The sequence below is a fragment of the Streptosporangium sp. NPDC004631 genome (assembly GCF_053601935.1).
On the sequence record NZ_JBSGCR010000011.1, the window covers coordinates 22,977 to 49,105 of the forward strand.

The window sequence follows — 26,129 nt, forward strand, 5'->3', positions numbered from 1 at the left end:
CTCACAACTCCCCTCCGGCTGCCTTCACCCCTGCCCGAGTGTTCTCACCGCTTTTCCCGCTGTATTCACGGTTCCCCTCCCGGTTGGCCCCACCACCTCTCCCGCTGCTTTCTCGATTCCCCTCCCGGTCGGTCTCGCCGATCCCGGCGGCGCCCTCCCGGGCGTACGATGCCACCGGTGCCACCGGTGCGAGACCCGCCGGTCACCCCGCGCGTCCCGGCTCCCGGGCCGCGCCGCCCGGGTGACCCGACCTACAGAGCTGGAGCGGACAAGGCGTGAGACTCTCCCGTACGGTCGCCGCTCTCGCGGCGCTGCTGCTGCCCCTCACAGCCTGCTCCGGAGTCGGAACCGACGCCGGAGCCGCCGAGTCCCGAACCGCCGAGCCCGGAGCGGGAACGTCGGAGAAAGCGCTCGCCTGGACCGACTGCGGCGACGGTTTCGAGTGCGCGAAGCTCGCGGTCCCCCTCGACCACGGCAAACCAGGCGGCGAGCGGATCAAGATCGGGGTGATCCGGCTCCCGGCCACCGGCGACCGGATCGGTTCGATCCTCCTCAACCCCGGCGGACCCGGCGCCTCCGGGATCGGATACGCCCGCAGCGCGCGCACGGTACTGAGCGAGGAGGTGCGGGCCCGTTTCGACGTGGTGGGGTTCGACCCGCGCGGAGTCGGCGAATCCTCACCCGTCCGGTGCCTGTCGCCGCGCGAACTGGACGCCTACATTGGCCTGGACACCTCGCCCGACTCCCCGGCCGAGATCACCGCGCTGGAGGAGGGCGCGCGCCGGTTCGCCGCCGGATGCCAGGCCCGCTCCGGCAAGCTCCTGGCGCACGTCGGCACCGCCGACGCGGCCCGGGACATGGACCTGCTCCGCGCGGCCCTCGGCGACGAACGTCTCACCTATCTTGGCAAGTCGTACGGCACGCAACTCGGCGCCGTCTACGCCGACCTGTTCCCCGACCGCGTCCGGGCCCTCGTCCTCGACGGCGCGGTGGACCCCTCGCTTCCCCCGCTGGAACTGAACGCCACCCAGGCCAGAGGCTTCGAAGTGGCCCTCGACGCGTTTCTGGAGAACTGTTTCACAGCCGCCGACTGCCCCTTCCACGGCTCGGTGAAGTCCGCCCGCGACGAGATCACGAGCCTGCTCCGCAGGGCGGACCAGCGGCCTCTCACCGGCAGGACCGGCGACGGTCGCCAGGTCAGCGAGGCATGGGCCGTCTTCGGCCTGGTCACACCCCTGTACGACCGCCGGTCCTGGCCGGTCCTGCGCCAGGCGCTCGGCAAGGCGCTGGAGGGCGAGGGGACCACACTCCTGCGCCTGGCCGACCTGCTGATCGACCGGCACCAGGACGGCACGTACTCCAACCAGACCGAGGCCAACATGGCCGTCAACTGCGCCGACGGCGACTTCCCCCAGACCTCCTCGGCCTTCGCCGCCGCGGCCCGCGAATCCGCCGCCGAGGCACCGCTGTTCGCCCCGTACCTTATGTGGGGATCACTGCCCTGCGCCTACTGGCCGGTCAAGGGAGGGGCGCCGGAGAAGATCGACGCCCCCGGAGCCGCCCCCATCATGGTCGTCGGAACCGAACGCGACCCGGCCACGCCGTACGCCTGGGCCAAGGCCCTGGCCACCCAGCTCTCCTCAGGTGTGCTGGTGGACTTCGACGGCGACGGCCACACCGCCTACCGGACCGGCTCGACGTGCGTGGACCGCCTGGTCGACGACTACCTGATCGATCTGAAGGCCCCCGAGAACGGCACCCGCTGCCCGAAGATCGCCTGATTCGGGGGCGCGGGAAGCCCCGGGAAGCCTGTAGACTACCGTAGGTCGTGCGTAACACACGGCACGCCGCCTTAGCTCAGTCGGCCAGAGCACTTCACTCGTAATGAAGGGGTCTGGGGTTCGATTCCCCAAGGCGGCTCCAGCTCAGAGGCCCTCCGGGATGATCCGGAGGGCCTTTGCTGATCTTGTATAGCAGTGAAATACGGCAACGCCCTTGAACGGCGCCGTCAGGCCGGGCAGGACGTTTCCCGCACGCTGTCCTGCCGGATTCTCGTGGTCTCACAGTCCTGGCTCTCCAAGTGGCGTGATCGTCGGCCGGGCATACGCCGACGACGACGTGACAGGTTGGATGCGGCGATCATCGCTGTCTTCGACGCGTCCGGCGGTACCTACGGGTCCCCGCGCATCGTTTGTGATCCGCGCGGGCACGGGTGGTGGGTGTCGGTGAACACGGTGGCGGCCCGGATGGCCGCGCTCGGTCTGGTGGCCCGTGTGCGGCGCCCTGCTCATGTGACCGGTCACCGGCATCACCGAATGATCTCCGCTACGGCGACCACTCGGTGAGCGCGCGATTCGCTGTGGGACAGACCGAAGGGGACGGGATGGTTCCGCTCTGCGCGGATCCGGCTGAACGCGAACGCGCCATCTCCTTAAGGTGAGGCATGGCCTCTTCTGTCCCGCCGCCACGTCCAGCGATCGATCGGACCAACTCCAAGCCGTCTCCGGCTCGCGAGCCGCTGTGGCGGCACGCGCTCGGTGAGTGTCTCAGAGGCCTTCGTCACGAGCGGGGCGAGAAGTTGAGCGAGACGGCACGTCGCGCCGGAGTCTCGCCGCAGTATCTGTCCGAGATGGAACGAGGCGTCAAAGAGCCGTCGAGCGAAATGATCGCTGCGGTCGCCGGCGCGCTGGATGTGACCCTGGTCGATCTGACCCTTGCCGTCGCCGAGAGCTTGCGGTCTGCTCAGGGCGGCATGTCGAGAGGCGCTACCTGCTCGGCGGCGTATGTTCTGGCCGCGTAGCGTGACGTGCCGGGACTATCCACTGGCCTATGAACGCTCCTCGATGATCTGATCGAGGAGCCCGTATTCCAGGGCCGCGGTCGCGGTGAACACGCGATCGTGATCGGTGTCGGCGCGGAGGGTCTCGATCGTCTGGCCGGTGTGCCGTGACAGTATGCGCTCGATGTCTGCTCGGACACGGACGACCTCGTCGGCTTGCAAGATGAGATCGGGGATCGTTCCGCGCCCCTGAGCGGCTGGTTGGTGCAGGATTACTCGTGCGTGCGGGAGAGCGGCACGTTTTCCTTCGGCACCCGCGGCGAGAAGGACGGCGCCCACCGCGACGGCCTGTCCAACGCAGGTTGTTGAAACCTGCGGGCGGATATAGTGCATGGTGTCGTATATCGCGAGCATCGCGCTCGGATCGCCGCCTTCGCAGTTGATATAGAACTGTATGTCGGCATCGGGGTTGTCCGACTCTAGAAAAATCAGCTGCGCGATGAGCGCGTTCGCGACGCCCGCGTCGATTGCGGTGCCCAGATAGACGATTCGCTCGGTGAGCAGGTGTGAGTAGACATCCATGATTCGCTCGCCACGAGAATTCTGAGCGATGACGTTCGGGATCGTATATGTGGTCACTGGCCGACTCCTTCGGTGACGCCGAATCCGAGCCGTGGGCGATTGTGCGGCGCGATTTCGTTGAAATTTTGCACGATTACATCTATGAAGCCGTAGTCCAGTGCCTGTTGCGCTGTGTACCAACGATCGTGCAGAGAATCCTCGAATATGCGCTCGACGGGCTGCCCCGTGTCCTCGGCGATAAGACCGAGCACCGTGTCGCGAGTATGCCGAAGGTCGCCGGCCTGCAGTTCGATGTCGACTGCGGTGCCACCGATTCCCGCCGAGCCCTGGTGCATCAGGACACGTGCGTGCGGCAGGGCGCGGCGTTTCCCTCGGGCCCCCGATGACAGCAAGAATTGCCCGGCGCTGTAAGCAATGCCCAGCACGAGGGTCGATACGTCACAGGGAATGAGTCGAATGATGTCGCGGATCGCAAGCATCGAGGGAACCGACCCGCCTGGGGAGTGAATCCACAATGCGATATCCGTTGACGCGTCCTGCGCGGCGAGTGCTATCAGTTGCGTGGTCAGCAGTGTCCCGTTGTCATCGTCGAGAGGGCCGTCGAGAACGAGAACACGCTGCTCGTAGAGCTCGCGCCTTACCTGTGCGTTGAACAGTGGAAGATTCGATTCTTCGCTCATGCGTCCATCATGTGAGGCGATTTGGACCGGCGTCGACACGATCCGCTTGGGGCAGATCTGCTCTGAGCAGAGGGAACTCGGTTTCCGGCCCGGTTCGTAGCATTGCGGTCGATTGCGTCCACGGAAGTGGTCTCCGTCGCCGCTCGCTTGTCGCCCTCCATGAGTGCCCGTACACGTCCTTGGTACGCGATGCTCGCGTGCCCGAGAACATCGAGGACGACGTGCAACGGGGTCCCCTGGGCGAGCATGAGCGAGGCCCCCGAATGCCGGAGCCCGTGCGGGTGCCAGTGCCCAAGCCCCGCTTTCCTGTCCAGCTTGGAGAACAGGTGCGAGAAGGTGTCCGGGGCGGACGGATTGCCGAAAGCCGCGGGGAAGATCAGCCCGTGTTCGGTCCACTCCTCCCGCGCCTGAAGGAGTTCCTTGTTGTGCGCTCCGGCCTCGGCCACGGTCCGCGAAGGTAGTTTCGATCCACATTGAACCCGGCTATGAAGGGAGCGCGATGAAGCTCGGGAGTAGGGCTGCGATGACAGTCCTGATCACGCTGCTGCTCGGTGCATGCGGCGCCGAGCGAGGTCCGGGCCCATCCCCGACCGCGTTACCTTCCGTGTCACCGTCGTCCCCGGAGGCGATGCCGTCACCGACTCCACCGCCGAAGCAGATGCCGATGCCGTCACCGACTCCGCCGCGCACGGGCAAAGGCAGCCACAATCCCGACGACGTCAACGGCGACGGCTTCGCGGACCTCGTTTTCGAGGATCGTCGCGGTGACGAGCAGACCGATCTCGTGATCGTGTACGGCTCGGCGGACGGGCTCAACCCCGCTACCCGCACGGTTATGACTGGTACGGGCTTGGCCTTCGACGAGAGAACGGGGACCGGCGACCTGGATGGCGACGGCTTCGCCGACGTAGTGGTTTTCGACAGGGCGACGCATAGCCGGCCGTACCTCTTATGGGGCGGCCCGAAAGGGGTGAACCCTGCGGCGCGGCCAACCCCCGTCCGGGTGCCGGTCACCCTGGACGACTTCTTCCACCCGACGGTGTCGGGGGACTTCAACGGCGACGGCATCGCGGACCTGGTGATGTCGGTGCCGAGCCAGGAGCGGTCCAGGGGCGACCTTGCTGTGTTGTACGGGCCCTTCACCCGAGATGGTGCCCCACGCCGTCACACCATCCAGCCCTCACCGACCAGCGGTGAGTCCGGGCGGCTGGTCGCAGGCAGAATGAACGGCGGCCACGCCACCGACCTGCTCGTGTACCTGACCGATGACGGCGAGCAGGCGCCGTCGTGGCTGCTCAAGGGCGGATCCGTCGGGCTGTCCTCCCAGGCCCGCAAGCTGAACGAGGGCAATGCCGCCACGTTCGGAGACTTCGACGGCGACGACCGAAGTGATGTCGTGGTCGCCGATGACGGCAGCCGTAACGACGAGCCCGGCTACGAGACCGAACCTCCGGGGGTCGACCGGGTGATGACGGTCTACTTCGGCGCGGCCGGGCGCGGTCCACAGGTGCTCAGACACATTGGCCCGGCCCGCGCGATGGCGGCGGGAGACTACGACGGTGACGGGCGCGACGATCTCGCGATCGGCCGAGGGCCTGCGGGTGTCGAGATTCTCCGCGGCGCACGGGAGGGACTGCGACGTGGCGGGGAAGTGATCCGCCGATCCGCACCGGCCATCGGGCCGGACGGCCACAAACTGAGCGACGAGCAGCGCGCGGCCTTCCCCCGGGGGGCGGCGGACTACGACGACGACGGAAGGGACGAGTTGCTGCTGGCCTTCACGTCGTACTGGACGCCGTCCCCCGTGTCGCTGTGGTGGGCAACAGATGGCCGGCGGGACGAGAGCAGCTTCGCCAGTGGCGCCTGGTAGGCGGCCGAAACCCCGGGTGGTTACGTCCACAGAGGTGGTGCACAGCGATTGCGTACAGCGACACCGCCTTACGCGATCACATCCCACCGCACCGCGTCTACCGCCTGACCGGGGCGGGAGTCCTCCAGCCTGGCATCCGCCGTTGACTTGTGACGAAGGGGTCTGGGGTTCGATTCCCCAAGGCGGCTCCGCAGGTCAAAGGCCCTCCAGGATGATCCCGGAGGGCCTTTTCGATCTCGGTGTCGTCATCGCCCGAAGTCATGGAGGCGACCTCCGGATGGCTAACGGGCGTGCTCGTGACCGTAGGGCCTTCTTCGCGCATCGGTTCCGGGGAAGCTCATCATCCGGTCAGGTCTGCGCTGCTCACTGAAGTCGGCCGTTGCTCGTGTTTGCCGAGTAAGGGGTGACGGTTGATCGTTGAGCTCGTCATGCTGACCATGTTTTGAGACGATCAACGCCGTCGGCCTCGCCCGATCACGACAGAGCACTCCTAGGCCAGGGTCACGACCTGGATCAGGTTCCCGCAGGTGTCGTCGAAGACCGCCATGGTCACCGGCCCCGCCTCCATCGGCTCCTGCGTGAACGTCACCCCCAGGCCGCGCAGCCGCTCGCACTCCGCCCGCACGTCCGCGACCTGGAACGAGGTGGCCGGAATGCCGTCGGCGACCAGCGCCTCCTTGTACGGCTTGACCGCGGGGTGCCCGTCCGGCTCCAGCAGCAGCTCCGTACCCTCGGGGTCCTCCGGTGAGACGACCGTCAGCCACCGGGCCTCGCCCAGCGGGATGTCGTGCTTCTTGGTGAAGCCGAGCACCTCGGTGTAGAAGTCGAGGGCCTTCTGCTGGTCGTCCACGAACACGCTGGTGACGTAGATCTTCACGGCGCTTGCCCTTTCCTGGTGATTGGCCACCGCTCGAAGATGGTGGTCAGGGGAGTGGTGTCGAGGTGGTGGAACTTGTATCGCCCCTGCTTGCGCGTCGTGATCAGCCCGGCCTCCTCCAGCGTCGCCAGATGCTGGGATACGGCCTGCCGGGTCAGGCTCAGCTGATGTCGACTCGTCAGGCGGACACAGATCTCGAACAGGGTCTGGCCGTCGCGCTCGGTCAGCTCGTCGAGAATGGTCCGCCGGGTGGGATCGGCAAGGGCTTTGAAGACATCGCCCATGCGGGGATAATAGGCAAGTCGATACTTGCCTGTCAATGTGACGCCCTGCCCGATCCGGTTGACGAGCTGTGGAGGCGGATGCCGTACCTCGTCCACTGTCGGCCCAGGTGATGGAAGAACTGGCGGTCTCGCGCGGCCGGGTGGAAAGTGGCCGTCGTCACCAGCGGGGCGGCGGACAGTCAGCTCGGCGAGATCCGGCAGACGGGACCGGCCGAGGTCGTCGACGCCTACGCGCCCTCAGGGCTCGAAGGCATCGGTAAGTCCGACATCGGCCTGTTCGAGATCACCGTCCGGTGGCGCCGCCATCCAGCCCGTACTCCATCTCGTTGGGTCCCAGAGCAGGGCACCGCAGGTCGCCGTATCGCTGCTCGAAGGTGATCATCGCCTCAGCGGTTTCAGTGGGAGCACCGATCTCGATCCCGGCATGATCAACGGAACGGGCGGTCCGTTCGATCCACTCCACGGGCGTCGGCCCATGCCGGTGTGCGTTTCCGTGAAGGAAGGTTCGGAGACGAGGCGATATCGAGGCCGAGCCGGGATGCGACCACGTGGACGGGGACGCCGGCCAGGAGCAGCGTGGTCGCGTGGATGTGCCGTAGGTCGCGGAGCCTGACAGCCGACCACCCCCACCGGACACTCAAGGCACACTCAAGGCCCTGCGCGCCGGCGCGGAGTCGGATTAGGCGGGTGTGGCGGTGGCGAGGCGGATGGAGAGAACGCGGATGCGGTCGACGAGCTCGGGCGGTTCGTGCACTTCGAAGTCGATGTCCATCAGCGCGATCCAGACGGCGAGTTCGTCAAGGTCGTTCGCGCCGCTGGACAGTGTGCAGGATCGCTCGTCGATCGGCTCGATCGTCCCCACCGTGGCCGGCATGTGCTCGGCGACGACCTCGGCCGGAGCGTGCATCGTGAAGCGGCCCCGGTACCGATAAGGCGCGCTGGAGATCGACCGGGACATGTAGGCCGCCAGGTCGGAGTCGGGCGGGTCACGGGGGACGAACCGCGGTCCGTTCGGCGTCCGCAGGCTCAGTCGGTCGATCCGATAGGTGCGCCAGCCGGCCCGGCCGGTGTCCCAGCCCAGCAGGTACCAGTGCCGCCCCGAATGGACGAGCCGGTAGGGCTCGGCGGCGCGGACGCTCTCCTGCCGGTCGTGTGTCCGGTAGTCGAACCGCAGGGTCTCATGGTCGCGGCAGGCGGAGGCGATCGCGGTCAGGGTCGCCGGGTCCACCGCCGAACCCGCCCGTCCCATCGGCACGGTCATCGACTGCAGCGCGTGCACGTGATGCCGGAGCCGGGACGGCAGCACCCGCTCCAGCTTGGCCAGCGCCCGCACGGAGGTCTCCTCGATCCCCGACACCGAGCCCCAGGCCGCCGTCCGCAGCCCCACCGCGACCGCCACCGCCTCGTCGTCGTCCAGCAGGAGCGGAGGCAGGTCCGTGCCCGCGCCGAGCCGGTAGCCGGGCGCGCCCGCGGTGGCGTGCACGGGATAGCCGAGCTCACGCAGCCGTCCGACGTCGCGGCGGACGGTCCGCGTGGTCACGCCGAGCCGCTCCGCCAGTTCCACGCCCGACCACTCCCGGTGGGTCTGCAGGAGCGAGAGCAGTCTGAGCAACCGGGCCGATGTCTCCACCATGTTCCCCAGATTGCCCTACTCCTAGGACCGCTCCTGTCCTAACCCGTCCCTAGCGTGTTCTCCATGACGTTCACCACCGAGATCAGCCCGTTCCGCATCGATATCCCGCAGTCCATGCTCGATGACCTGCACGATCGGCTGGCGCGCACCCTCTGGCCCGACGAGCTGCCCGGCGTCGGCTGGTCGTACGGCATCCCGGTCTCGTACGTGCGGCGGCTGGCCGAGTACTGGCGCAGCGGATACGACTGGCGAGGGCACGAGGCGGCGCTCAACGAGTACCCGCAGTTCACCACCGAGATCGACGGCCAGAACATCCACTTCCTGCACGTACGGTCCCCCGAGCCGGACGCGCTGCCACTGGTCCTCACCCACGGCTGGCCCGGCTCGATCGTCGAGTTCATGAAGGTCATCGGCCCGCTCACCGACCCCCGCGCCCACGGCGGCGACCCCGCCGACGCCTTCCACGTCGTCGCCCCCTCCATCCCCGGCTTCGGTTTCTCCGGCCCCACCCGTGAGACCGGCTGGGACCTGCGCCGGGTCGCCCGCGCGTGGGCCGAGCTGATGAGCCGCCTCGGCTACGAGCGCTACGGCGCTCAGGGCGGCGACAGCGGCTCGGTCGTCTCCCCCGAGCTCGGCCGCGTCGCCCCCGACCGGGTGGTCGGCGTGCACGTCAACGGCGCGCTCGGCTTCCCGACCTTCGACCCGGCCGAGATGGAGGGCCTCACCGAGACCGAGCAGGCCCGTATGCGGATCTACGCCGAGGATGACCGCTCCGGCTACGCGGTCATCCAGGCCACCCGGCCGCAGACCGTCGCCTTCGGCCTGCACGACTCTCCCGCCGCCCAGCTGGCCTGGATCGTGGAGAAGTTCAAGGAGTGGACCGACCCCGCGCACGACCTGCCCGAGGACGCGGTCGACCGTGACCAGATGCTCACCGATGTGACGGTCTACTGGCTGACCCGCACCGCCGCCTCGTCCGCCCGGCTCTACAAGGAGGGCTCGGCACAGTGGGGGATGCCGGTCGAGCGCTCGGAGGTCCCGCACGGGGTCGCGGTCTTCCCCGGCGACGGCGGGGTCCGGCGTGTCGCCGAGCGTGAGCACAACGTGATCCACTGGTCGGAGTTCGACCGGGGTGGTCACTTCGCCGCCATGGAGGCCCCCGACCTGCTGGTCGACGACGTCAGGGCGTTCTTCCGGAAGGTCCGCTGACCACGGGCTCCGTGGGGCGGCTCTGATCAGGCTCGCCTGAGGCGCCTCAGGAGCGGAGGCTTTCCTCGGCTGTGATCGCCATGGCAGCCGTGGACCTGGCGCTGAACCGGGTCAAGGAGATGCCCTACGCCGGGGATCGTGCCCCCGCGCCTGCCGTCCGGGGCGCGGACGGGCGTGGCGCCTTTGGGGCATATGGGCATAATGGCGCATTTTCTGGGACTCAGGGTGATAACGAGGCAGGGCTCGCTCTCGATTACTCGGACGGTGCCGCGGATCCACCGTTGTTCCCGATGCCGGTGTCCAGAATGTCGAGCGCTCGACCGACCGTGTCGGTGTCGCCCGGCGGGTGGTTTCAGACCCGGGCCGAGTGTGAGACGCCGGCGTCGGTCGAGGGAGGCCGTCGCCGGCCGGGATCGTCGATCGCGAGCCGCCTCTCCGGTCTGTTCCGAGGGGCCGGGTGGTGTGGCGGGTGTGGTCTCCCGTGTCCGCCAAGGGCTGTGGACCCGGCCGGAATCCGTTCCCGCCCTCGCCTCGACGGTCGCGTCCGGCTCGCGCGCAGGAAGGTTCCGGGCGGCCTGGTCGGCGAACATCCGCAGGTCGGGTAGGTGAAGCCGGTTTTCCGGTCCCTTGGGCCATGTGGTGTCACGCCGACGGGACCGTTGACTTTGGGACAGTGTCCCAATTAGCATCACGGCATCACTCAAGCAGTTCCGAGAATCTGGAGGGTGACGTGTCTTCTTTCGTCGGCATGCAGATCGGCGCCGTGTCGTTCACAGACGAGGGTGTCCCGCAGGTCCTCGACTCCGTTCAGGAGCGAGGGGGCGCCAACGCCATCCTGCTCTCCGCCATGTCATGGCTGCGGGGAACGGCGGGGCGTGCGCACACGGGGTTCCCCGACCACGGCGGCCAGGAGCCCGATGACTTCGAAGGCGGAGGCTACTTCAAACCCAATCTGGAGCTCTACGGCGACAGCCCGATCCGCGACTTCCAGGCGCCGGAGAAGGAGGTGCAGGGGTTCGACATCCTGGCCGACGTCATCCCCGAGGCCCGGAAGCGGGGGTTGAAGGTCTATCCGTACTACTGCGAGCGGTACCGGACATTCCCCACCCCCGTCTCGGTACCCGGGTTCAGGGGGCTCATCGAGATCGATCACGTTGGCCGGAAGGCCTCGCGCCCGTGCCTCAACAATCCCGGATACCGCGCCTTCATGCACGCCGTGGTCGAGGACTGGTGCAAGAGCCATGACATCGACGGCGTCCTGTGGGGGATCGAACGTCGAGGCCCCCTCGGCAACACGCTCGACGCCGACCAGCCGAGCTGTTTCTGCCGCTACTGCGAGGAGATCGGGCACCGCGAGGGCATCGACGTGCGGCGGGCACGCCAGGGATACCTGGAGCTCGCGAACTTCGTCCACGGCGCGAAGTCGGGGGTGAAACCGCGTGACGGATACTTCATCACCTTCATGCGCATCCTCTTCGCCTTCCCCGAGATCCTCGCCTGGGACAGCCTGTGGACCCGGTCTCACAAGACCTTCGCCCGTGAGATCTACGGCCTGGTGAAGTGGATCGACCCGAATCTCGAAGTCGGCATGCACCTCTGGCAGTACATCAACACCTACGACCCGTTCCTCAAGGCCCAGTACGACCTGTCCGAGCTGAGCGAGTGCGCCGACTGGATCAAGCCGGTCGTCTACCAGACGCCGGCGGGATCGCGGTTCAAGCGGTATGTCGAGCGGCACACGTCCAGCATCTGGGGCGATTTCGAGGCCCCCGAGCTGCTGCAGTTCCTCTACCGCATCCTCAATCTCCGTGAGGCCGAGTACGACAAGCTGGCCGAGGTGGGCTTCTCGGCCGACTACATCCGGGACGAGATCCGCCGGACCGTCGACGCCTGTCCCGGCATCCCGGTCTATTCGGGGGTCAACGTCGGGGTCGAGGCGTATGCCGACGAACGTCCCATCGAACCGAGTGACGTCCGTACCGCGATCGAGGCCAGCTACGAGGGTGGCGCGGAGGGCGTGATCCTGAGCCGGAACTACTCCGAGACCTGGTTGAGGAACCTCGACGCGGCGGGCGACACGTTGCGCGCACTGGGCAAGGCGTAGGGCGGTTGGCGCGGAATCCGCTGGAGGTCGACCAGACATGAAGATCTACTACGGTGCGGCCGTCATCACCGGACGCCTGCTGGATGACGAGCACGAGGTGGTCCACCACGGCGGCGTCGCCGTCGACGGCGATCGCGTCGTCGCCGTGGCACCGCTCTCCGAACTGCGGAACCGTTTTCCGCAGGCGGAGGAGGTGGGCGCACCGGACTGTCTGGTCATGCCCGGCTTCGTCGACGGCCACCACCATCAGGGGGTGGCCCCGATCAGGCTCGGCGCGCGTGCCATGTCGCTGGAGCGCGTGTTCAGCCACCGGCGGACTCTGCGCGGCCCCGCGCTGTACGAGGACACGCTGTACGGCGCGATCGAGATGCTCGGTGCCGGGATCACCACCGTCAACCACCTCCACGTCGGACGGCGTGGCCCGTGGGAGCGGTGGCGTGACGACGCGGAGACGGTGCTCACGGCCTACCGGGATGCCGGGATGCGGGTGAACTTCACCTTCAACTTCAGGGATCAGAACCGGCTGGTGTACGACGGGGACGAGTGGTTCTCCGGCCACCTCCCCGAGCCGCTGGCCGAGGGAATGCGGGAGTTCCTCGCCGGTCAGGAGGTGCCGCTGCGATCTTATCTCGACGACCTGTTCGTCGGTCTGTGGGAGGTGAACGGCGGGAACACCGACCCGTACGCGCGGATCTCGCTCGCGCCGCACAACCTGCACTGGTGCTCGGACGACGCCATCCGCTCGATCATGGACATCGCCGGAGAGTACGGCGTGCACGTCAACATGCACCTGCTTGAGTCGCCGCGTCAGAAACTGTACGCGCGGACCAGGACGGGCACGTCCGCCATCGCGCACCTCCACGATCTCGGGGTGCTCGGTCGCGACCTCACGCTCCTGCACGCGGTATGGGCGACCGACGACGACATCGCCCTGCTGAGCGAGACGGGGACGCGGGTCTGCGCCAGCGTCAGCTCGAACCTGTTGATGGGCAGCGGCATCGCTCAGCTCAACCTCATGCGTGAGCGGGGCGTGCCGCTCTCCCTGGGACTGGACGAAGGCGGGCTGAACAGCGACTGGAACGTGTTCGCCGACATGCGTCTCGTGCAGGGGCTTCAGCACACCCCCGGCGCGGAGAGGGAGGTGATCACCCCTGGGGTCCTGCTCGACATGGCGATCGGCGGCGCCGCGATGTCCACCGAGTTCAGCGGGGACATCGGGTCGCTTGAGCCGGGCCGGTACGCCGATCTGCTGCTGCTCGACTGGGAGCGGTTGAACGCCCCCGTCGGGCCCACCGGGCCGACGGTCGTCGACGACCTGGTCTACAAGGCCGACAGGTCGCACATACGCGCCGTGGTGGTCGGCGGCCGTGAGGTCGTCCGGGGCGGAACCCACGTCACCCTCGACAGGGGTGAGATCGAAGCGGAGATTCGCCGGCAGCTGGCGGGCGAACCTTCGGAGGAGGACGGGCGGCGCCTCGCGCTGTTGCGGCAGATCCTCCCTTATGTCGACGCTTACTGGGGGGATTACGGTCAGCCCCATAACGGGGGTCCCCAGTACGGTCCATTCAGCTGCACCTGAGTGTCCACGGGGGACTCCACACCTGACGGGGTGAGCCTGAGGAGGCGACTCTCATGACATCTCAATCGCGCGACCTGGCGGTCGGCGTCACAGCCGTGGTTCTTGGCGGCATCGTGGCGGTTATGGCCGGCACGATCCGGAACACCACCGGAACAGCGGTGGGTCCGGGTGCTTTTCCCCTCGTCATCGGCATAGCCGTGGCGTTGGCGGGCCTGGCCATCGGTGCTCCGGCGTTGCGGGGCGCCCGGAAGTCCGGGGCGGGTTCCGGTGAGGGCGACGGCGGTGAGGGCGACGGTGGTGAGCCGTCGCCCCGCCGAGGGTCCTCCCGGGCCTCGGGACTGGCGTTGCCCGCGGGCATCACGGCCTTCTGCGTCGTCGCGGTGAGCGTCAGCCTGACGATCGCGTCAGGCGTGGCGTTTCTGCTCTGCTGCCGCTACATGGCCGGCTACCGCTGGTCGAAGTCGGTGTTGATCGGCCTGATCGGGGCGGTGGTCGTCCACGTCGCCTTCCGATTGCTCCTCGACGTCCCGCTGCCCGGCGACGAGATTCTCTGAGCGGGAACGCGGCATGGACACCTTCGGGCAACTGCTGCACGGGCTGGCCATCGCCCTGACACCGGAGAACATCCTCTGGGCCTTCCTCGGTGCGCTTGTCGGGACGCTCATCGGGGTCCTCCCCGGGCTTGGTCCCACGGCGGGCATGGCACTGCTGGTACCCCTTTCGGTCGGCCTGGAGCCGGCCTCCGCGGTGATCATGATCGCCGCCATCTACTACGGTGCGATGTACGGCGGCTCCACCACCGCCATCCTCATGAACGTCCCCGGCGAGGTGTCGTCGGTGGTCACCGCGCTCGACGGCTACGCGATGGCCCGCCAGGGGCGTGGCGGCGCCGCGCTCGCGATCGCGGCCATCGGCTCGTTCGTCGCCGGGCTGCTCTCCATCATCCTGCTCGTCGTGCTCGCGCCCCTGGTCGCGCCCCTCGCGCTGAGTTTCGGTCCGCTGGAACTGTGCGCTCTGACCGCCCTCGCCCTGGTGGCCGCCGTCAACCTGGCCGGTAGGTCGCTGGCCCGCGGTCTTCTGTCCTGCGGTCTCGGCCTGCTGATCGCCATGGTCGGAAGCGACCCCGTCACCGGGGAGGGGCGGTTCACCTTCGGCAGCGTCGAGCTCCTGGCCGGCGTCAACTTCATCCCGGTGGTCGTCGGTCTCTTCGCGATCAGCGAGATCCTGATGGCCTCCGCGTCCGGCGCCGCGTCCATCTACGAGGGCCGGCTCGCCCGGCTCTACCCCAGCCGGGCCGAGCTCCGGCAGTCCGCCGGGCCGATCGCCCGGGGTAGCCTTCTCGGGTTCTTCCTGGGACTCGTGCCCGGGCTCAGCCCCGCGGCCGCCTCGTTCACCGCCTACGACGTCGAGCGCCGAATCTCCACATCACCCGAGCGGTTCGGCAAGGGGGCCATCGAAGGCGTCGCGAGCCCCGAGGCCGCCAACAACTCGGCCGTCGGCGGCGGACTGGTTCCGCTGCTCACCCTGGGCATACCGACGTCCCCGACGATCGCCGTGCTGCTGGGGGCGTTCCTGGTGCACGGCATCACCCCGGGACCGCTCATCTTCTCCGAACACCCGGATGTCGCCTGGCCGTTCATCGCCAGCATGTTCGTCGGCAACGTCATCCTCGTCCTGCTGAACCTTCCACTGGTCAGGATATGGGCGCGCATCGTCTCGGTGCCGTACGCGGTGATCCTTCCGGTCATCCTGGTCGTGTCGTTCATCGGCGTGTACTCGGTCAACAGCCGCCCGTTCGATCTCGTCGTCATGCTCGTCTTCGGGTTTCTCGGTTACGGCATGCGACGCGCCCACATCCCGCTGGCGCCGATGGTCCTCGCCCTGGTGATCGCGCCGATCATCGAATCCTCCTTCCGGCAGAGCCTGTCGCTCGGCGGTGGCAGCGTGCTGGTGTTCCGGCAGAGCCCGCTCGCCCTCGGCCTGCTCGCCGTCGCGGTGATTCTGCTCTGGACCGGGCTGCGATCTCGCAGGCGCGAAGCCACGTCCGACCGTCCGGCACTCGAAGAGGACTTCTGACCCGCATGTGTCCGTTCCGTTTTACTCAGAATCGGAAAGGGTGGTAACAGAGTTGCTTCCCATCAGGTCCGCCAATCTCAGAATCACCGCCGCCTTGCTCGTCACCGCGAGCCTCACCCTCACCGCGTGCAGCCGAAGCGGGGAGTCCGCGGAGTCCGCGTACCCGGCCAAGAGCATCGAGGTCGTCGTCCCGTTCTCGGCGGGAGGCTTCACCGACTCCGGTGCCCGCCTTGTCGTCGACAGTCTCAAGGAGAGGTTCCGCCAGCCGGTCACCATCGCCAACAAGGAGGGCGCGGGCGGAGTCACCGCGACCACCGAGTTCCTGAGCGCCAAGCCGGACGGATACACCATCGAGGCGCTCATCTCCGGGCCCACCACCGAAGCCCTCGCGGCGAACCCCTCACTCCCCTACAAGTGGGACTCCTTCACCGTCCTCGGCGGGATCGCCATCAGCCCGCGGGTCATCGTCGCGCCGGCCGAGGGGCGAATCCGATCCGCCGAGGATCTCATCAAAAACCTGAAAGGCTCGCCCTCGACCGTGACCTGGTCCACGGGCTCGCCGCAGGGGCCGGCGACCTTCTCCACCCTGGCCCTGTTCGACGCCCTCGGTGTCGACGCCTCCGCTCCCAAACGGGTCACCTTCAACGGGGACGGTCCCGCGGCGAACGCGGTCGCCGGCGGCCACGTCGACTTCTCGGCGGTGAACGTCTCCACCGCGCTTCCCCTGATCAAGGCCGGTAAGATCCGGCCGCTCATCGTCTCGGGCACGGAACCGTTCCCGCTGCTGCCGGAGACCCCGATCGCGTCGGCGGTGGGTCTCGACGACTTCATCCTCGACAACTGGCTGGGATTCATGGCTCCGCCCAAGACGCCGGAGCACGTCGTCCAAGCCTGGGAGTCCGCGCTCACCGAGATCGCGAAGGACCCGGACCTCACCACCAAGCTGCGGAACATCGGCATGGTGACGCAGCGGATCAGCGCCCAGGAGCTGACCGACATGGTCAAGCGACGCTTCGACACGTCCGCGGCCCTGGTCGCCAAGTTCGGGCCGCAGTAGAGGTGACCGGCCGCCGGCCGCCCAGCGCGTGCCGGCGGCCGGTCGCTCCCGGCGTTCCGGCACACCACCCCAAGGAGTTTCGCCAATGTCCGGTCTTGTCATCAGAGGCGGTGACCTGTGCAGCAGCGCCGTCTCAGGGTCGTTCGACCTCCGCTGTGAGCACGGGAAGATCGTCGCCATCGATCGGGAGATCAAGCCCGAGCCGGGCGATCGGGTCTTCGACGCGTCCGGCCTGCTCGTCGTGCCGGGACTGATCGACGTGCACGTCCACTTCAGGGATCCCGGTTCACCGGAACGGGAGTCCTTCCTCACCGGCACCGCCGCCGCGGCCTCCAACGGGGTCACCACCGTGCTGGAGATGCCCACCAGCGACGTTCCCGTCACCACGGCCGCCCGGCTGGAGCGACGCGGAAGGCACCTGTCCGGCCGGTCGTTCATCGACTTCGGGCTGTACGCCGGTGCCGGGCACAGCTCGCTCGACGAGGTCGAGTCGTGCGCCCGAGCCGGCGCGATCGCCTTCAAGACCTTCACCCACCGGCCACAGCCATCCCGTGCCGCCGCGTTCGAGGGCATGTGGGCCGTCACGGAACCGCAGCTGTTCCAGACGATGAGCGCGGTCGCGGCCACGGGCCGGGTGCACGCCGTTCACTGCGAGAACGATCGGCTGCTTGAGCACTTCGCGGCCGAGTCGGCGGACCGGCCGGGCTTCGGTGAGCGTCATCGTGAGGCGAGGCCGCCCGTCGTCGAGGACTCCGCGATCGCGATGGTCGGCAGCCTCTCGCTCACGACCGGGGCGCGCGTTCACCTCGTGCACGTGTCGACCGCGCAGGGCGTGGACCTCGCCGACGGCCTGCGGCGGGCCGGCGCCGACATCAGCGTCGAGACCTGCCCGCACTACCTCCTCCTCGACCAGGACACACTCGACAGGTACGGCTCCTTCGCCAAGTGCAACCCGCCGCTCCGGGCCCACGACGTCCGGAGGAGCCTGCTCGATCGACTGCGCCACGACGGTATCGACATCATCGCCAGTGACCACTGCTCGTACACCACGGAGGAACTGGGCCACCACGCGGAGGATCCCTGCGGGGCGCTCCCGGGTCTTCCCGGGATCGAGTTCCTCATGCCGTCGCTCCTCACGATCGCCCGGGAGCCGGACCAGGTGCTCGTCGACGTCATCGCCAGAATGACCTCCAGACCGGCCCGCAGGTTCGGTCTGGAGGGCAAGGGCGACCTCGTGGTCGGCAATGACGCCGATCTCGCCGTCGTCGACCCGCGAGCCGCCGTGCCGTTCGCCGCCGACGCCGGCTTCCTCGCCCAGGGCAGCCGCAACGCGGTGTACCTGAGCGAGGTCGACCTCCGGGGCCGGGCCGTCGCCACGTTCGTCCGGGGAAACGCGGTGTTCTCCGACGGCGCGGTCGTCGGATCACCCGGACACGGGCAGTGGATCCGGGGCGCCGGCACGGGCCGGTCATCACGATGACCACCTACGGCCTCGTCCTGCCGCACTTCGGCCCCGACACGTGCAGGTCCCTGCTCCTGGACGCCGCCCGGCAGGCCGAGGCCGCCGGATACGACCGCCTCTGGGCCCGCGATCATCTCGTGTACACACCGCACCCGTGGGAGCCGCGGTCGGACAGGTTTCTGGAGCAGTACGTCGCCCTCTCGGCCGCGGCGGCGGTCACGGAACGCATCGAACTGGGAGCGGGCGCCACGATCCCCTTCCGGGCGCCGCGTCATGTCCTCGCGCTGGCGGAATCGCTCTCCCGGCTGGCGGAGCGCCGAGTCCACATCGGGCTGGGACTCGGCGACTACGCGTCCGAAATGGAGCTGTCCGGCGTGTCCGCGACGCAGATCGCCCACCGTCGCCGTGAGACGTTCGAGGTACTGGACTCGGCGCCCTCCCGGACGCGGGTCGATCGTCCCGTCGAGATCTGGTGGGCGGGGGGTGGACGCCTCGCGGCGGCGGCAGCCGTCGAACGGCGGGTCAACTGGCTGGCCGGGCGGCAGCCTTTCAGCGCGTTCGCACCGCTGATGGCCGATCTCGGCCGGCTCGCCGAGGAGACGGGGTGGCGACCGAAGGTGGCCGTCTGGATGCTCGCCGACTACGACGCGGACCGCGAGTCGGCCGGAGGCCGGCTACCGCGCCGCGATCTGATCGCCGCGTTCAGCCGTGGCGGGGGAAGAGCGGGCGACACGGGATCCGCGACGGACGACGACATCCGCGGCTCCGCGCTCGTCGGCAACCTGCCGGAGATCCGTGCGGATGTGGCGGCCATGCGATCACTCGGAGCCGACCACATCGTGTTCGACTTTCGATTCAGCGGCGCGGACTCATGGGCCGACGACATACGGGGCTTTCGGGAGCGGGTGCTCGACGACCCGCCCCGGTCGGCCGCGGATGGTCCAGGCCGGACGCGACGCTGAGGACGGTGGGCGCCGGCGAACCTTTTCGGCACGGTTCACCGGCTCCGCGGAGTGGACCGGGAGCCGGTGTACCGGTCCGGAGCCGGGAGTCGGCGTACGGGTCCGGAGCCGGGGGCGGACCCGGCAGGATAGGACGACCGGGCCCCCTCGGAGGGACCACCCGGCCCTGACAGAGCCATCAGCAGGGCGACAATCGGAGTGATGCGAGTGGACAAAGCCATCAGGGTTCTCCTGAGTTTCGCGGATGGCAAGCCGCACGGTGTTCGTGACCTGTCGCGCGACATGGGTCTTCCCAAGAGCACCGTGTCGCGGTTGATCCTCGACCTCGCCGAGGCGGGCCTCGTCACGCAGGAGGAGGAGTCCGGGCGCTACCGCCTTGGGGCCGGCGCAGCCAGGCTCGGCCGGATATATCTGGATGGCCTTGACGTGCGGACGGTGGCGATGCCGATCATGGCCCAACTGCAGGAGGAGACGGGCGAGACCGTTGGCCTGCACGTGCGGGAGGGTTCGGAGCGTGTCGTGATCGCGAGCGCCGAGAGCAGGGCGGTGGTCCGCTCCGGCTTCTCGGTGGGCGAGCGTCTTCCTCTGCACGCGGGCGCTGGCGGCAAGGCCCTGCTCGCCTTCGAGCCCGACCAGCAGCGTGAGGAGATCATCGATGGCCTGAGCTTCACCCGGCTCACCGAGCGTACGATCCTTGACCCGCGGGAACTCCGCAGGGAGCTCGACGTGGTACGCGGTCAGGGGTACGCGACGTCCGCGAACGAGGTGAGCCTGCAGTCCGCCTCGGTCGCCGCGCCCGTCTTCGCGGGAGACGGCCACGTCGCCGCGGTGCTGATCGTGACCGGGCCGGTCTTCCGGATGAGCCGGAAAGTCCTCTCCGCCATCGCGCCGCTCACCGTCCGCGCGGCCCGGACGATCTCGGCCAAGCTCGGCGGCGAGTCCTGACCGGCGCCCGCCGCAGTCGCGGCGGGCGCCGAGCCGTGACCTCGTCCGCGGCCCCGCCCGTGACCTGCTCCGCGGCCCCGCCCGGGGCCCCGTCCGTGACGTACTCGGACCGGGTCTCCGGTGACGAGGCCGGAGACGGTCAGGATCCGTTCAGATAGCGGAGGACATGGGCGCGGGCCCTCTGGTCGAGCCCGTCGAGCAGCCGCTCGGCACGGTCATCGGGAAGCGTCCTCAGCAGCGCGGCGATGGTGGCGGGGGGGATGTAACCGAGGGTGTCGCATGCCCGCCGTACCGGCATGGCGCCGACCAGCCGGGCGGCCTGGGGCACGGAGAGGGCGCCGACGACGCCAGCGGCGGTCCGGACGTGGGCGTGCGCGAGGATCCGCACCGCCTCGCCGGGCGGCGTCACGTCCAGCAGCGCGGAGACCTCGTCCAGCCGCATGTGGTCCACCACGCGACCGGCTCGGGCCGCGGACAGCATCTGCAGCACCGAGGCGGCCTTCTGCGGCCTGTCCGCCATCTTCTCCAGCAGGCCGCCGACGGTTCTGGCCGGGATCGCGGTGAGGACCGAGGCCGCCCCGCTTCCGGGCAGGGCCAGCAGGATCCCCGCTGCGACCCGCGGTTCCAGCCGGGTCAGCACCTGCTGGGCGGTCTTTGGGGGCAGGGTGGCGAAGAACCGCGCGGCGGGTTCGGCCGCCATGCCGCCGACCAGCCGCGCCACCTCGGCCGGATCGAGATCGCCGGCGTTCGGCGACTCCGAGGGCTCGGCGCCCCCGGGCGCGGCAGGGGGTACGCCCCTGGACACACGTGGGGATACGGGCGGAGGCGTGGTTCCGGACGGGGGTGGCGGCACGGCCCTGGACGCGGGTGGAGGCGTGGCCCGGGGCGCGGGTGGGGATACGGGCGGAGGCGCGGTTCCGGACGGGGGTGGCGGCACGGCCCTGGACGCGGGTGGAGGCGTGGCCCGGGGCGCGGGTGGGGATACGGGCGGAGGCGCGGTCCTGGACGCGGGGACGGGGGGCGGTACGGCCCTGGGTGTGGGGAGGAGCCTTGTCCTGGGCGTGGGCTCGGGCGGAGGACGGCGGGAGGGGGCGGCGGCGACCGACTTCAGAACGAGGGCGAGCTCGTGGGCGCCCATCCTCCGGGCCGGGTCCTTTTCGAGCAGCCGGATGACCGCGTCGGACAGCGGCCCCGGGCGGGAGGCCGGCGGGGGAGCGTGGTCGGTGACGGCTCTCATGGTGGCGATGGCGCTGTCACGGCGGAACGGGGAGTACCCCTCAAGCGCGTAGAAGAAGGTGACCCCGAGGGACCACAGGTCGGAGGGCGGCCCCGGGGTGCGGCCGTAGATCCGTTCGGGCGCCATGAACTCGGGCGTGCCGGTGAAGGTGTTCTGGATGGTGAGACTGCTGTGGCCGCCGATCTGGGCGATGCCGAAGTCCACCAGGAACACCCTGCCCGTCTCGCTGATCACGATGTTGGCGGGCTTGATGTCCCGGTGCAGCACCGAGGCGCGGTGCGCCGCGGTCAGCGCGTCCAGCACGCGCACGCCGATCCGGGCGAGTTCGCGTTCGCCGAGCCCGCCGCCCTCGACCAGCTCAAGGAGCGAGCGGCCTCTGATGTAGGCCATGACGATCCAGGGGCGGCCCTCTTCCAGGAACACGTCGTAGATGTCGACGATGCCGGGGTGGCCGATGCTCGCCGCGGCGCGCGCCTCGCGCAGGGCCCGCTCCCGGCGCACGGACAGGTGCTCCCCCTGCGGGGACAGCACGAGTTCCTTCAGCGCGACGCGACGTCCGAGCATCGCGTCGTCGGCCAGCCAGACGTTGCCCATCCCCCCCTCGCCCAGCCTGGACAGGAGTCGGTAGCGGCCTTTGATCAGAAGATCTTCTGTTCCGGAAGCCAACGAGGGCTCATTCGTCGTCGGGGAAGAGTTCGAAGCCCCTGGGCCGCTCAGCGGCCGGGCCGGGCGTCGTGGTCCGGATCACCCGGGTGTCCGGCATCTGCCGCAGCGCCTCGTCCTCCAGGGACTCGTGCTCGTAGTCCAGGTCGACCGGGCCGGTCAGGGTGGAACCGTTCCCCGTGGAGTGGGGCGGCGGCGGGGGAGGGGGGCCGGGGGGCTCGGGCTCCGGCCCGGCAGCGGTCCGCAGGGCCCAGATCTCCTGTACGGTCGAGGGCCCGCCGGCCGCACCCGTCTGTGTCCGCGGGAGGAAACTGTCCCTGACGTCGCGGAACTCCTGCCGTGCCACCAGGGTGAGGACCTTCTCGTAGTTACCGGGTTTCTGCATCAGCTTGACCGTCACCGGCAGGCACTCGATCAGCAGGAACAGCAGGAAGAGAAGGAGCCGGGCCGCGTTGAGGGTGAGGTCCTTGCCGGATACCTCGTTGAGCGCCCGCAGTCTGATCAGCAGTCCGTTGGCGCTCCTGTTCTCCGCGTCGAAGGACTCCTGCAGATCGTTCTGCCGCCGCACGGCGGCGTCGAGCTGCGCCTGTGTCTTGGGCAGCTCCGCTCTCGCGGCCTCAAGCCGGATCTTCTTGGCGCTCTCGTCGTTGGCGGTGAGCTCCTTCTTGCGGTCCTCGATCTGCCTGCTGAGTCTGTCGACCTGAGCCCTGGCCTTGTCGTAGGTCTTCTTGCTCGCCTGCGCCACCACGCCGTTGCCCTTGCGGGGGCAGGCCGGGCCACCGTACAGCTGGCACTGCCACTTGTTGTAGTAGTCGTCGGCCTCGTTCTGCTGGGTGTCGCGCTCGGCGATCAGCGATTTGATCTTGGGGTCCTTGGCGGGGTCCTGCGGGGTGTCGCCCTCGGAGGCGATCACCTGCCGCAGGTTGGCGACGGACTGGCGGAGCCCGGCGACCTCCTGGCCGATGTTGCCCCTCCGCTGCTCCTCGGCGAACGTGTTGGCGCGACCCTGCTTGATCTCCACGATCTGGGCGTCGATCTCGGACTTGAAGATCTGCAGGACCAGCGGGGTGGAGATGACCACGCCGAGCAGCATGGCCATGAGGATCCGGGGGACGGCCAGGCGCCATCGGCGTGGTCCGTCCGTCTGGATGGAGCCGACCAGCCACCGGTCGAGGCTCACGATCGCCAGGCCCCAGATCAGGCTGGCGGGGACGGCGAGGTAGACGCTGACGCCGAGCGCGCTGTACAGGGCGAACGCCATTGAGACGGTGGCCAGCACACCGGTGGTGAGGACCGCTCCGCCGATACCCTCGAATTTGCCGCGCTCGCTGGGGCAGCGTTTGAGGATCTCCGGCCTGGCTCCGGACAGGGCAATCAGAAACTTTTTCATGTATTCCCCTTCCGGGATGGCTCCCCCGCGTGGACCGCGTACATCATAATTCCCTCGTATCAGAGTTATCAGTATGTAGCAGGATAAGCTATACACGCGTCCGAATATGCTGTTAAGAATGGCGACAAAATGCGGGCGGGGTCATCGGAGAAGTGTCCTAATTTTCCCGTTTAGCGGCATAAGTCGTTCCTCGGAGGATGGGGGCCAATTTTGGTGAGATATAGCAGTGGGAGCGGCAATTGACCGAATTGATCCGGCTCCGCAGGACCCTTGCCGAGGCGGTCGCGGAACTCGCCGGGCCCAGGAGCCTGACCGTGGTCGAGGTCACGGCCGAGGGCCTCACCGCCTTTGACATGCACCGTGATGAGACCGGTACGCCGCGTGGCCGGGGAAGGACGACGGTGCCCTGGGCCGAGCCGGCGGGTGAGCGGGGGCGGGACATCGCCGACGTGTTCTCGGCCAGGCGGGCTGTCCTCGACGCCGTGGGCATGCCCGCGGACGGCACGGTGGTCCTGGTGGGTTCGTCTCCGGGCAGCCCTCGGGCCGACGAGGCGATGGAGTGGCTGCGGGCCGCCCACCCGGACGCGCCCGTCTTCACGCGGGCCGACATGTGCGCCAGGGCGCTGCTCCGCGAGATCGTCGCCGACGAGCCGCTGTGCCGGTCGTACGAACTCGTCGTGCTGAAGCGCCACCCGGCGACGGACCGGCTTGAGTTCACCTGCCGCCGGCTGTTCCCGATCGAGGCCCGGCGCGGAGACCCCTCGTCCGCCTTCACCGTCCGCTGCGAGCCGAGCGGTGAGCGGGGTACGGCGTTCGCCGTCGTGGCGTGGCAGGATCGGCGGCCGGCACTGCTGTCGGTCCAGACGGTGAAGGTACCCCCCGGACGTTATGAGATCACGGCCGAGCTGGAACGGCCGGGCCGGGTCCGCTTCTCCGGCCTTCCCGACCTGGTGAGGGACGACCAGGACTGGGCCGAACTGGTCGCCTCGGTGCCGGCGCGGTTCGACCCCCCGGCCGGATCGGCACACCTGATCTGCGCCGTCGAGACCACCGGGACGGACGCCCAGGTCCGCGAGCGGTTGAGGCGGATCGGCCAGATGATCACCACGGTGTCCGACGGGGCTGAGAGCCGGCTTCGGGTGTCGCTGGTCGCCTACGGCGTGCACTCCTACCAGCGGGGAGTCCCCGAGGCTCCGGTGGACGTCGAGGGCTGGCAGATCTCCGCCGAGCAGGCGCAGTACTCCCTGGAGGGCCTTGAGGAGCGTCTCAAGAAGCGCGGCACCCTCAGCCAGGGCTATTCCGGTGCCGCGATGGTCGAGGACATGCTGGCCGAGGTGGCGCGCCGGCTCCCGGACGGCGGCCGGGAAAGGACGGTGCTGCTCACGGTCGGGGACCGGCCGCCGCACCCACCCCGGGCGGACCCGTCGGAGATCCTGCCCTGCCCGCACCGGATCGACTGGGTGCAGCAGGTGCGCCGGCTTGAGCGGTACCCCGGCCTGGCGTTTGGAGCGATCTGCGATCGCCCTCCCGAGCGGGTGGACCCGGTCTGGTCCCGGCTGGGCCGGGGCGGACTGGCCCAGCTGGACGCCGTGGACGTCCGGGGGCTCGGCGCCGCTCTCGGCCTGGCGGCATCCCGGGTCCAGCGGATCCCCTTCCCGCTGATCGAGGTGCCATGAGCGAGATATCAGTGAACAGATGGAATGAGGCCCACCGTGTACTCTGACCCGGGACAATCGGCGCGCTCGGATCACAACATTGCGATATGGGGCGCCCCGGGCAGTGGGAAGACCACGTTTCTCGCCGCACTCAACATCGCCCTCATTCGCAAGAACGGGCCGTGGAGGGTCGTCGGGGCCGACGGCCCCTCCATCGACTTCCTGAGCGAGATGACCAGCGCGCTCTCCCAGCACCAGCGGTTCCCGCCCGCCACCGGGGCCCTGGGCCACTACCGCTGGTTCCTGAGCAGGAGCCCCGAGCAGGGGCGCAGGGGATGGCTCCGCAGACGCAGGCAGGCCCGCGCCTGGAAGATCGGGCTCGACGTGCTGGACGCGCCGGGCGGCTTCTTCCGCGCGGAGCGCGCCGGCTACGGCACGGACAGGGAGGAACTGCTGGACAACCTGGCCTCCAGCCGGGGCATCGTCTTTCTCTTCGACCCGATCCGCGAGTCCAAGGACGGTGACGCGTTCGCCTACCTGCACGGTGTGCTGGCCGATCTCGCCGGGCGGATGCTCGCCACCGACGAGTACGACGACGGAATGCTGCCCCATCATCTCGCCATCTGCATCACCAAGTTCGACGAGCTGAGGGTTCTGCAGACCGCGGACAAACTGAGCCTGCTGACCCCGGACCCCGACGACCCCCACCGGTTTCCCCGGGTCGCGGCCGAGGACGCGGAGGAGTTGTTCCAGGCGCTGTCCACCGTGTCGGCCAGTGGTAACGCGGACATGGTGTTACCCGCTCTCAAGCAGTTCTTCCGGCCGGACCGGATCAAGTTCTTCGTGACCTCGTCGATCGGCTTCTATCTGGACCAGAGGAAAGGCGTTTTCGACCCGGACGACTTTCAGAATCTGATCCCGGAGACACCCGGGGGCGCGGGCGGCCAGGAGAACTCCCGCGCCGCTCCCGGCAACAGGTTCCGGATCCGTGGCCAGGCGCGTCCGATCAACGTGATGGAACCGATGCTCTGGCTCGGGCGGCGGATGTCCTCCGGCAAGCACGCCGGGGAGGGCGACGAATGAGG

24 protein-coding genes and 1 tRNA gene are annotated in these 26,129 nt (G+C 68.8%); 17 read left to right on the forward strand and 8 right to left on the reverse strand.

Translation table 11 applies throughout. The annotated features are described in order from the left end of the window. Positions 1–275 precede the first annotated feature (275 nt). From ACWEF2_RS13655 to ACWEF2_RS13670, 4 genes are all read left to right on the forward strand, one after another. A complete protein-coding gene (locus ACWEF2_RS13655; RefSeq protein WP_453814990.1) occupies positions 276–1,781 on the forward strand; it encodes an alpha/beta hydrolase in 1,506 nt (501 codons plus the stop codon). A 65-nt stretch (positions 1,782–1,846) separates the two neighbouring features. Beyond that, positions 1,847–1,923 (forward strand) — tRNA-Thr (locus tag ACWEF2_RS13660). A gap of 131 nt (positions 1,924–2,054) precedes the next feature. Further along, positions 2,055–2,345, forward strand: a complete 291-nt coding sequence (locus ACWEF2_RS13665; protein ID WP_453815272.1) for an IS3 family transposase — start codon at positions 2,055–2,057, stop codon at positions 2,343–2,345. Positions 2,346–2,443: 98 nt separating this feature from the next. After that, positions 2,444–2,800 carry a helix-turn-helix domain-containing protein gene (locus ACWEF2_RS13670; protein ID WP_453814992.1) on the forward strand — a complete coding sequence of 119 codons (357 nt, stop codon included), beginning with the start codon at positions 2,444–2,446 and terminating at the stop codon, positions 2,798–2,800. A 27-nt stretch (positions 2,801–2,827) separates the two neighbouring features. On the opposite strand, the gene ACWEF2_RS13675 is transcribed toward ACWEF2_RS13670, so the two are convergent. From ACWEF2_RS13675 to ACWEF2_RS13685, 3 genes are read right to left on the reverse strand one after another with little or no spacing between them, the layout of a single operon-like run. Continuing rightward, positions 2,828–3,418 (reverse strand): ClpP family protease, encoded by a 591-nt coding sequence (locus tag ACWEF2_RS13675; protein WP_453814994.1) that lies wholly within the window; start codon positions 3,416–3,418, stop codon positions 2,828–2,830. After that, the gene (locus tag ACWEF2_RS13680) at positions 3,415–4,041 is read right to left on the reverse strand and encodes a ClpP family protease (protein WP_453814996.1); all 627 of its coding nucleotides are present in this window, start codon (positions 4,039–4,041) and stop codon (positions 3,415–3,417) included. The genes ACWEF2_RS13675 and ACWEF2_RS13680 overlap by 4 nt, the downstream gene beginning before the upstream one ends. Further along, the gene (locus tag ACWEF2_RS13685; protein WP_453814998.1) at positions 4,038–4,487 is read right to left on the reverse strand and encodes a tyrosine-type recombinase/integrase; all 450 of its coding nucleotides are present in this window, start codon (positions 4,485–4,487) and stop codon (positions 4,038–4,040) included. The genes ACWEF2_RS13680 and ACWEF2_RS13685 overlap by 4 nt, the downstream gene beginning before the upstream one ends. Before the next feature lie 218 nt (positions 4,488–4,705). On the opposite strand from ACWEF2_RS13685, the gene ACWEF2_RS13690 reads away from it, so the two are divergent. Continuing rightward, positions 4,706–5,911, forward strand: coding sequence for an FG-GAP repeat domain-containing protein (locus ACWEF2_RS13690; protein WP_453815000.1), 1,206 nt, complete (start codon positions 4,706–4,708; stop codon positions 5,909–5,911). A 490-nt stretch (positions 5,912–6,401) separates the two neighbouring features. Here ACWEF2_RS13690 and ACWEF2_RS13695 read toward each other — a convergent pair whose 3' ends face one another. Next, a complete protein-coding gene (locus ACWEF2_RS13695; RefSeq protein ID WP_453815001.1) occupies positions 6,402–6,788 on the reverse strand; it encodes a VOC family protein in 387 nt (128 codons plus the stop codon). Then, positions 6,785–7,072, reverse strand: coding sequence for an ArsR/SmtB family transcription factor (locus ACWEF2_RS13700; protein WP_453815274.1), 288 nt, complete (start codon positions 7,070–7,072; stop codon positions 6,785–6,787). Before ACWEF2_RS13700 ends, ACWEF2_RS13695 begins: the two co-directional genes overlap by 4 nt. 147 nt (positions 7,073–7,219) lie before the next feature. On the opposite strand from ACWEF2_RS13700, the gene ACWEF2_RS13705 reads away from it, so the two are divergent. Then, positions 7,220–7,450, forward strand: coding sequence for a hypothetical protein (locus ACWEF2_RS13705; protein WP_453815003.1), 231 nt, complete (start codon positions 7,220–7,222; stop codon positions 7,448–7,450). A 301-nt stretch (positions 7,451–7,751) separates the two neighbouring features. Here the strand turns inward: ACWEF2_RS13705 and ACWEF2_RS13710 are convergent, their stop codons facing one another. Beyond that, entirely contained in the window at positions 7,752–8,705 is a 954-nt protein-coding gene (locus ACWEF2_RS13710) for a helix-turn-helix transcriptional regulator (protein WP_453815005.1), read from the reverse strand. A gap of 63 nt (positions 8,706–8,768) precedes the next feature. Here ACWEF2_RS13710 and ACWEF2_RS13715 point away from each other — a divergent pair, with 63 nt between their 5' ends. The 9 genes from ACWEF2_RS13715 to ACWEF2_RS13755 all read left to right on the forward strand — a co-directional run bounded on the left by ACWEF2_RS13715 (position 8,769) and on the right by ACWEF2_RS13755 (position 20,099). Then, the gene (locus ACWEF2_RS13715) at positions 8,769–9,914 is read left to right on the forward strand and encodes an epoxide hydrolase family protein (RefSeq protein WP_453815007.1); all 1,146 of its coding nucleotides are present in this window, start codon (positions 8,769–8,771) and stop codon (positions 9,912–9,914) included. Between the two features lie 730 nt (positions 9,915–10,644). Beyond that, positions 10,645–12,018, forward strand: a complete 1,374-nt coding sequence (locus tag ACWEF2_RS13720; protein WP_453815009.1) for a hypothetical protein — start codon at positions 10,645–10,647, stop codon at positions 12,016–12,018. Positions 12,019–12,055: 37 nt separating this feature from the next. Beyond that, positions 12,056–13,597 (forward strand): amidohydrolase family protein, encoded by a 1,542-nt coding sequence (locus ACWEF2_RS13725; RefSeq protein ID WP_453815011.1) that lies wholly within the window; start codon positions 12,056–12,058, stop codon positions 13,595–13,597. A gap of 53 nt (positions 13,598–13,650) precedes the next feature. After that, positions 13,651–14,151, forward strand: a complete 501-nt coding sequence (locus tag ACWEF2_RS13730) for a tripartite tricarboxylate transporter TctB family protein (protein WP_453815013.1) — start codon at positions 13,651–13,653, stop codon at positions 14,149–14,151. 13 nt (positions 14,152–14,164) lie between these two features. Beyond that, positions 14,165–15,673, forward strand: a complete 1,509-nt coding sequence (locus ACWEF2_RS13735) for a tripartite tricarboxylate transporter permease (RefSeq protein ID WP_453815015.1) — start codon at positions 14,165–14,167, stop codon at positions 15,671–15,673. A gap of 52 nt (positions 15,674–15,725) precedes the next feature. Continuing rightward, positions 15,726–16,730, forward strand: coding sequence for a Bug family tripartite tricarboxylate transporter substrate binding protein (locus ACWEF2_RS13740; RefSeq protein WP_453815017.1), 1,005 nt, complete (start codon positions 15,726–15,728; stop codon positions 16,728–16,730). Between the two features lie 85 nt (positions 16,731–16,815). Beyond that, entirely contained in the window at positions 16,816–18,210 is a 1,395-nt protein-coding gene (locus tag ACWEF2_RS13745; protein ID WP_453815019.1) for a dihydroorotase, read from the forward strand. After that, on the forward strand, positions 18,207–19,154 hold the full coding sequence (locus tag ACWEF2_RS13750) for an LLM class flavin-dependent oxidoreductase (protein WP_453815021.1): 948 nt from the start codon (positions 18,207–18,209) through the stop codon (positions 19,152–19,154). The genes ACWEF2_RS13745 and ACWEF2_RS13750 overlap by 4 nt, the downstream gene beginning before the upstream one ends. 207 nt (positions 19,155–19,361) lie before the next feature. Further along, the gene (locus tag ACWEF2_RS13755; RefSeq protein WP_453815023.1) at positions 19,362–20,099 is read left to right on the forward strand and encodes an IclR family transcriptional regulator; all 738 of its coding nucleotides are present in this window, start codon (positions 19,362–19,364) and stop codon (positions 20,097–20,099) included. A 139-nt stretch (positions 20,100–20,238) separates the two neighbouring features. Here ACWEF2_RS13755 and ACWEF2_RS13760 read toward each other — a convergent pair whose 3' ends face one another. Together ACWEF2_RS13760 and ACWEF2_RS13765 are read right to left on the reverse strand one after the other, a co-directional pair. Continuing rightward, complete coding sequence (locus tag ACWEF2_RS13760; protein ID WP_453815025.1) at positions 20,239–22,002, reverse strand: protein kinase domain-containing protein; 1,764 nt, start codon at positions 22,000–22,002, stop codon at positions 20,239–20,241. Between the two features lie 7 nt (positions 22,003–22,009). Next, entirely contained in the window at positions 22,010–23,389 is a 1,380-nt protein-coding gene (locus tag ACWEF2_RS13765; protein ID WP_453815027.1) for a DUF4407 domain-containing protein, read from the reverse strand. 239 nt (positions 23,390–23,628) lie between these two features. Here ACWEF2_RS13765 and ACWEF2_RS13770 point away from each other — a divergent pair, with 239 nt between their 5' ends. Next, on the forward strand, positions 23,629–25,065 hold the full coding sequence (locus tag ACWEF2_RS13770) for a hypothetical protein (protein WP_453815029.1): 1,437 nt from the start codon (positions 23,629–23,631) through the stop codon (positions 25,063–25,065). A 36-nt stretch (positions 25,066–25,101) separates the two neighbouring features. Further along, positions 25,102–26,127 (forward strand): hypothetical protein, encoded by a 1,026-nt coding sequence (locus ACWEF2_RS13775; protein WP_453815031.1) that lies wholly within the window; start codon positions 25,102–25,104, stop codon positions 26,125–26,127. Positions 26,128–26,129 lie beyond the last annotated feature (2 nt).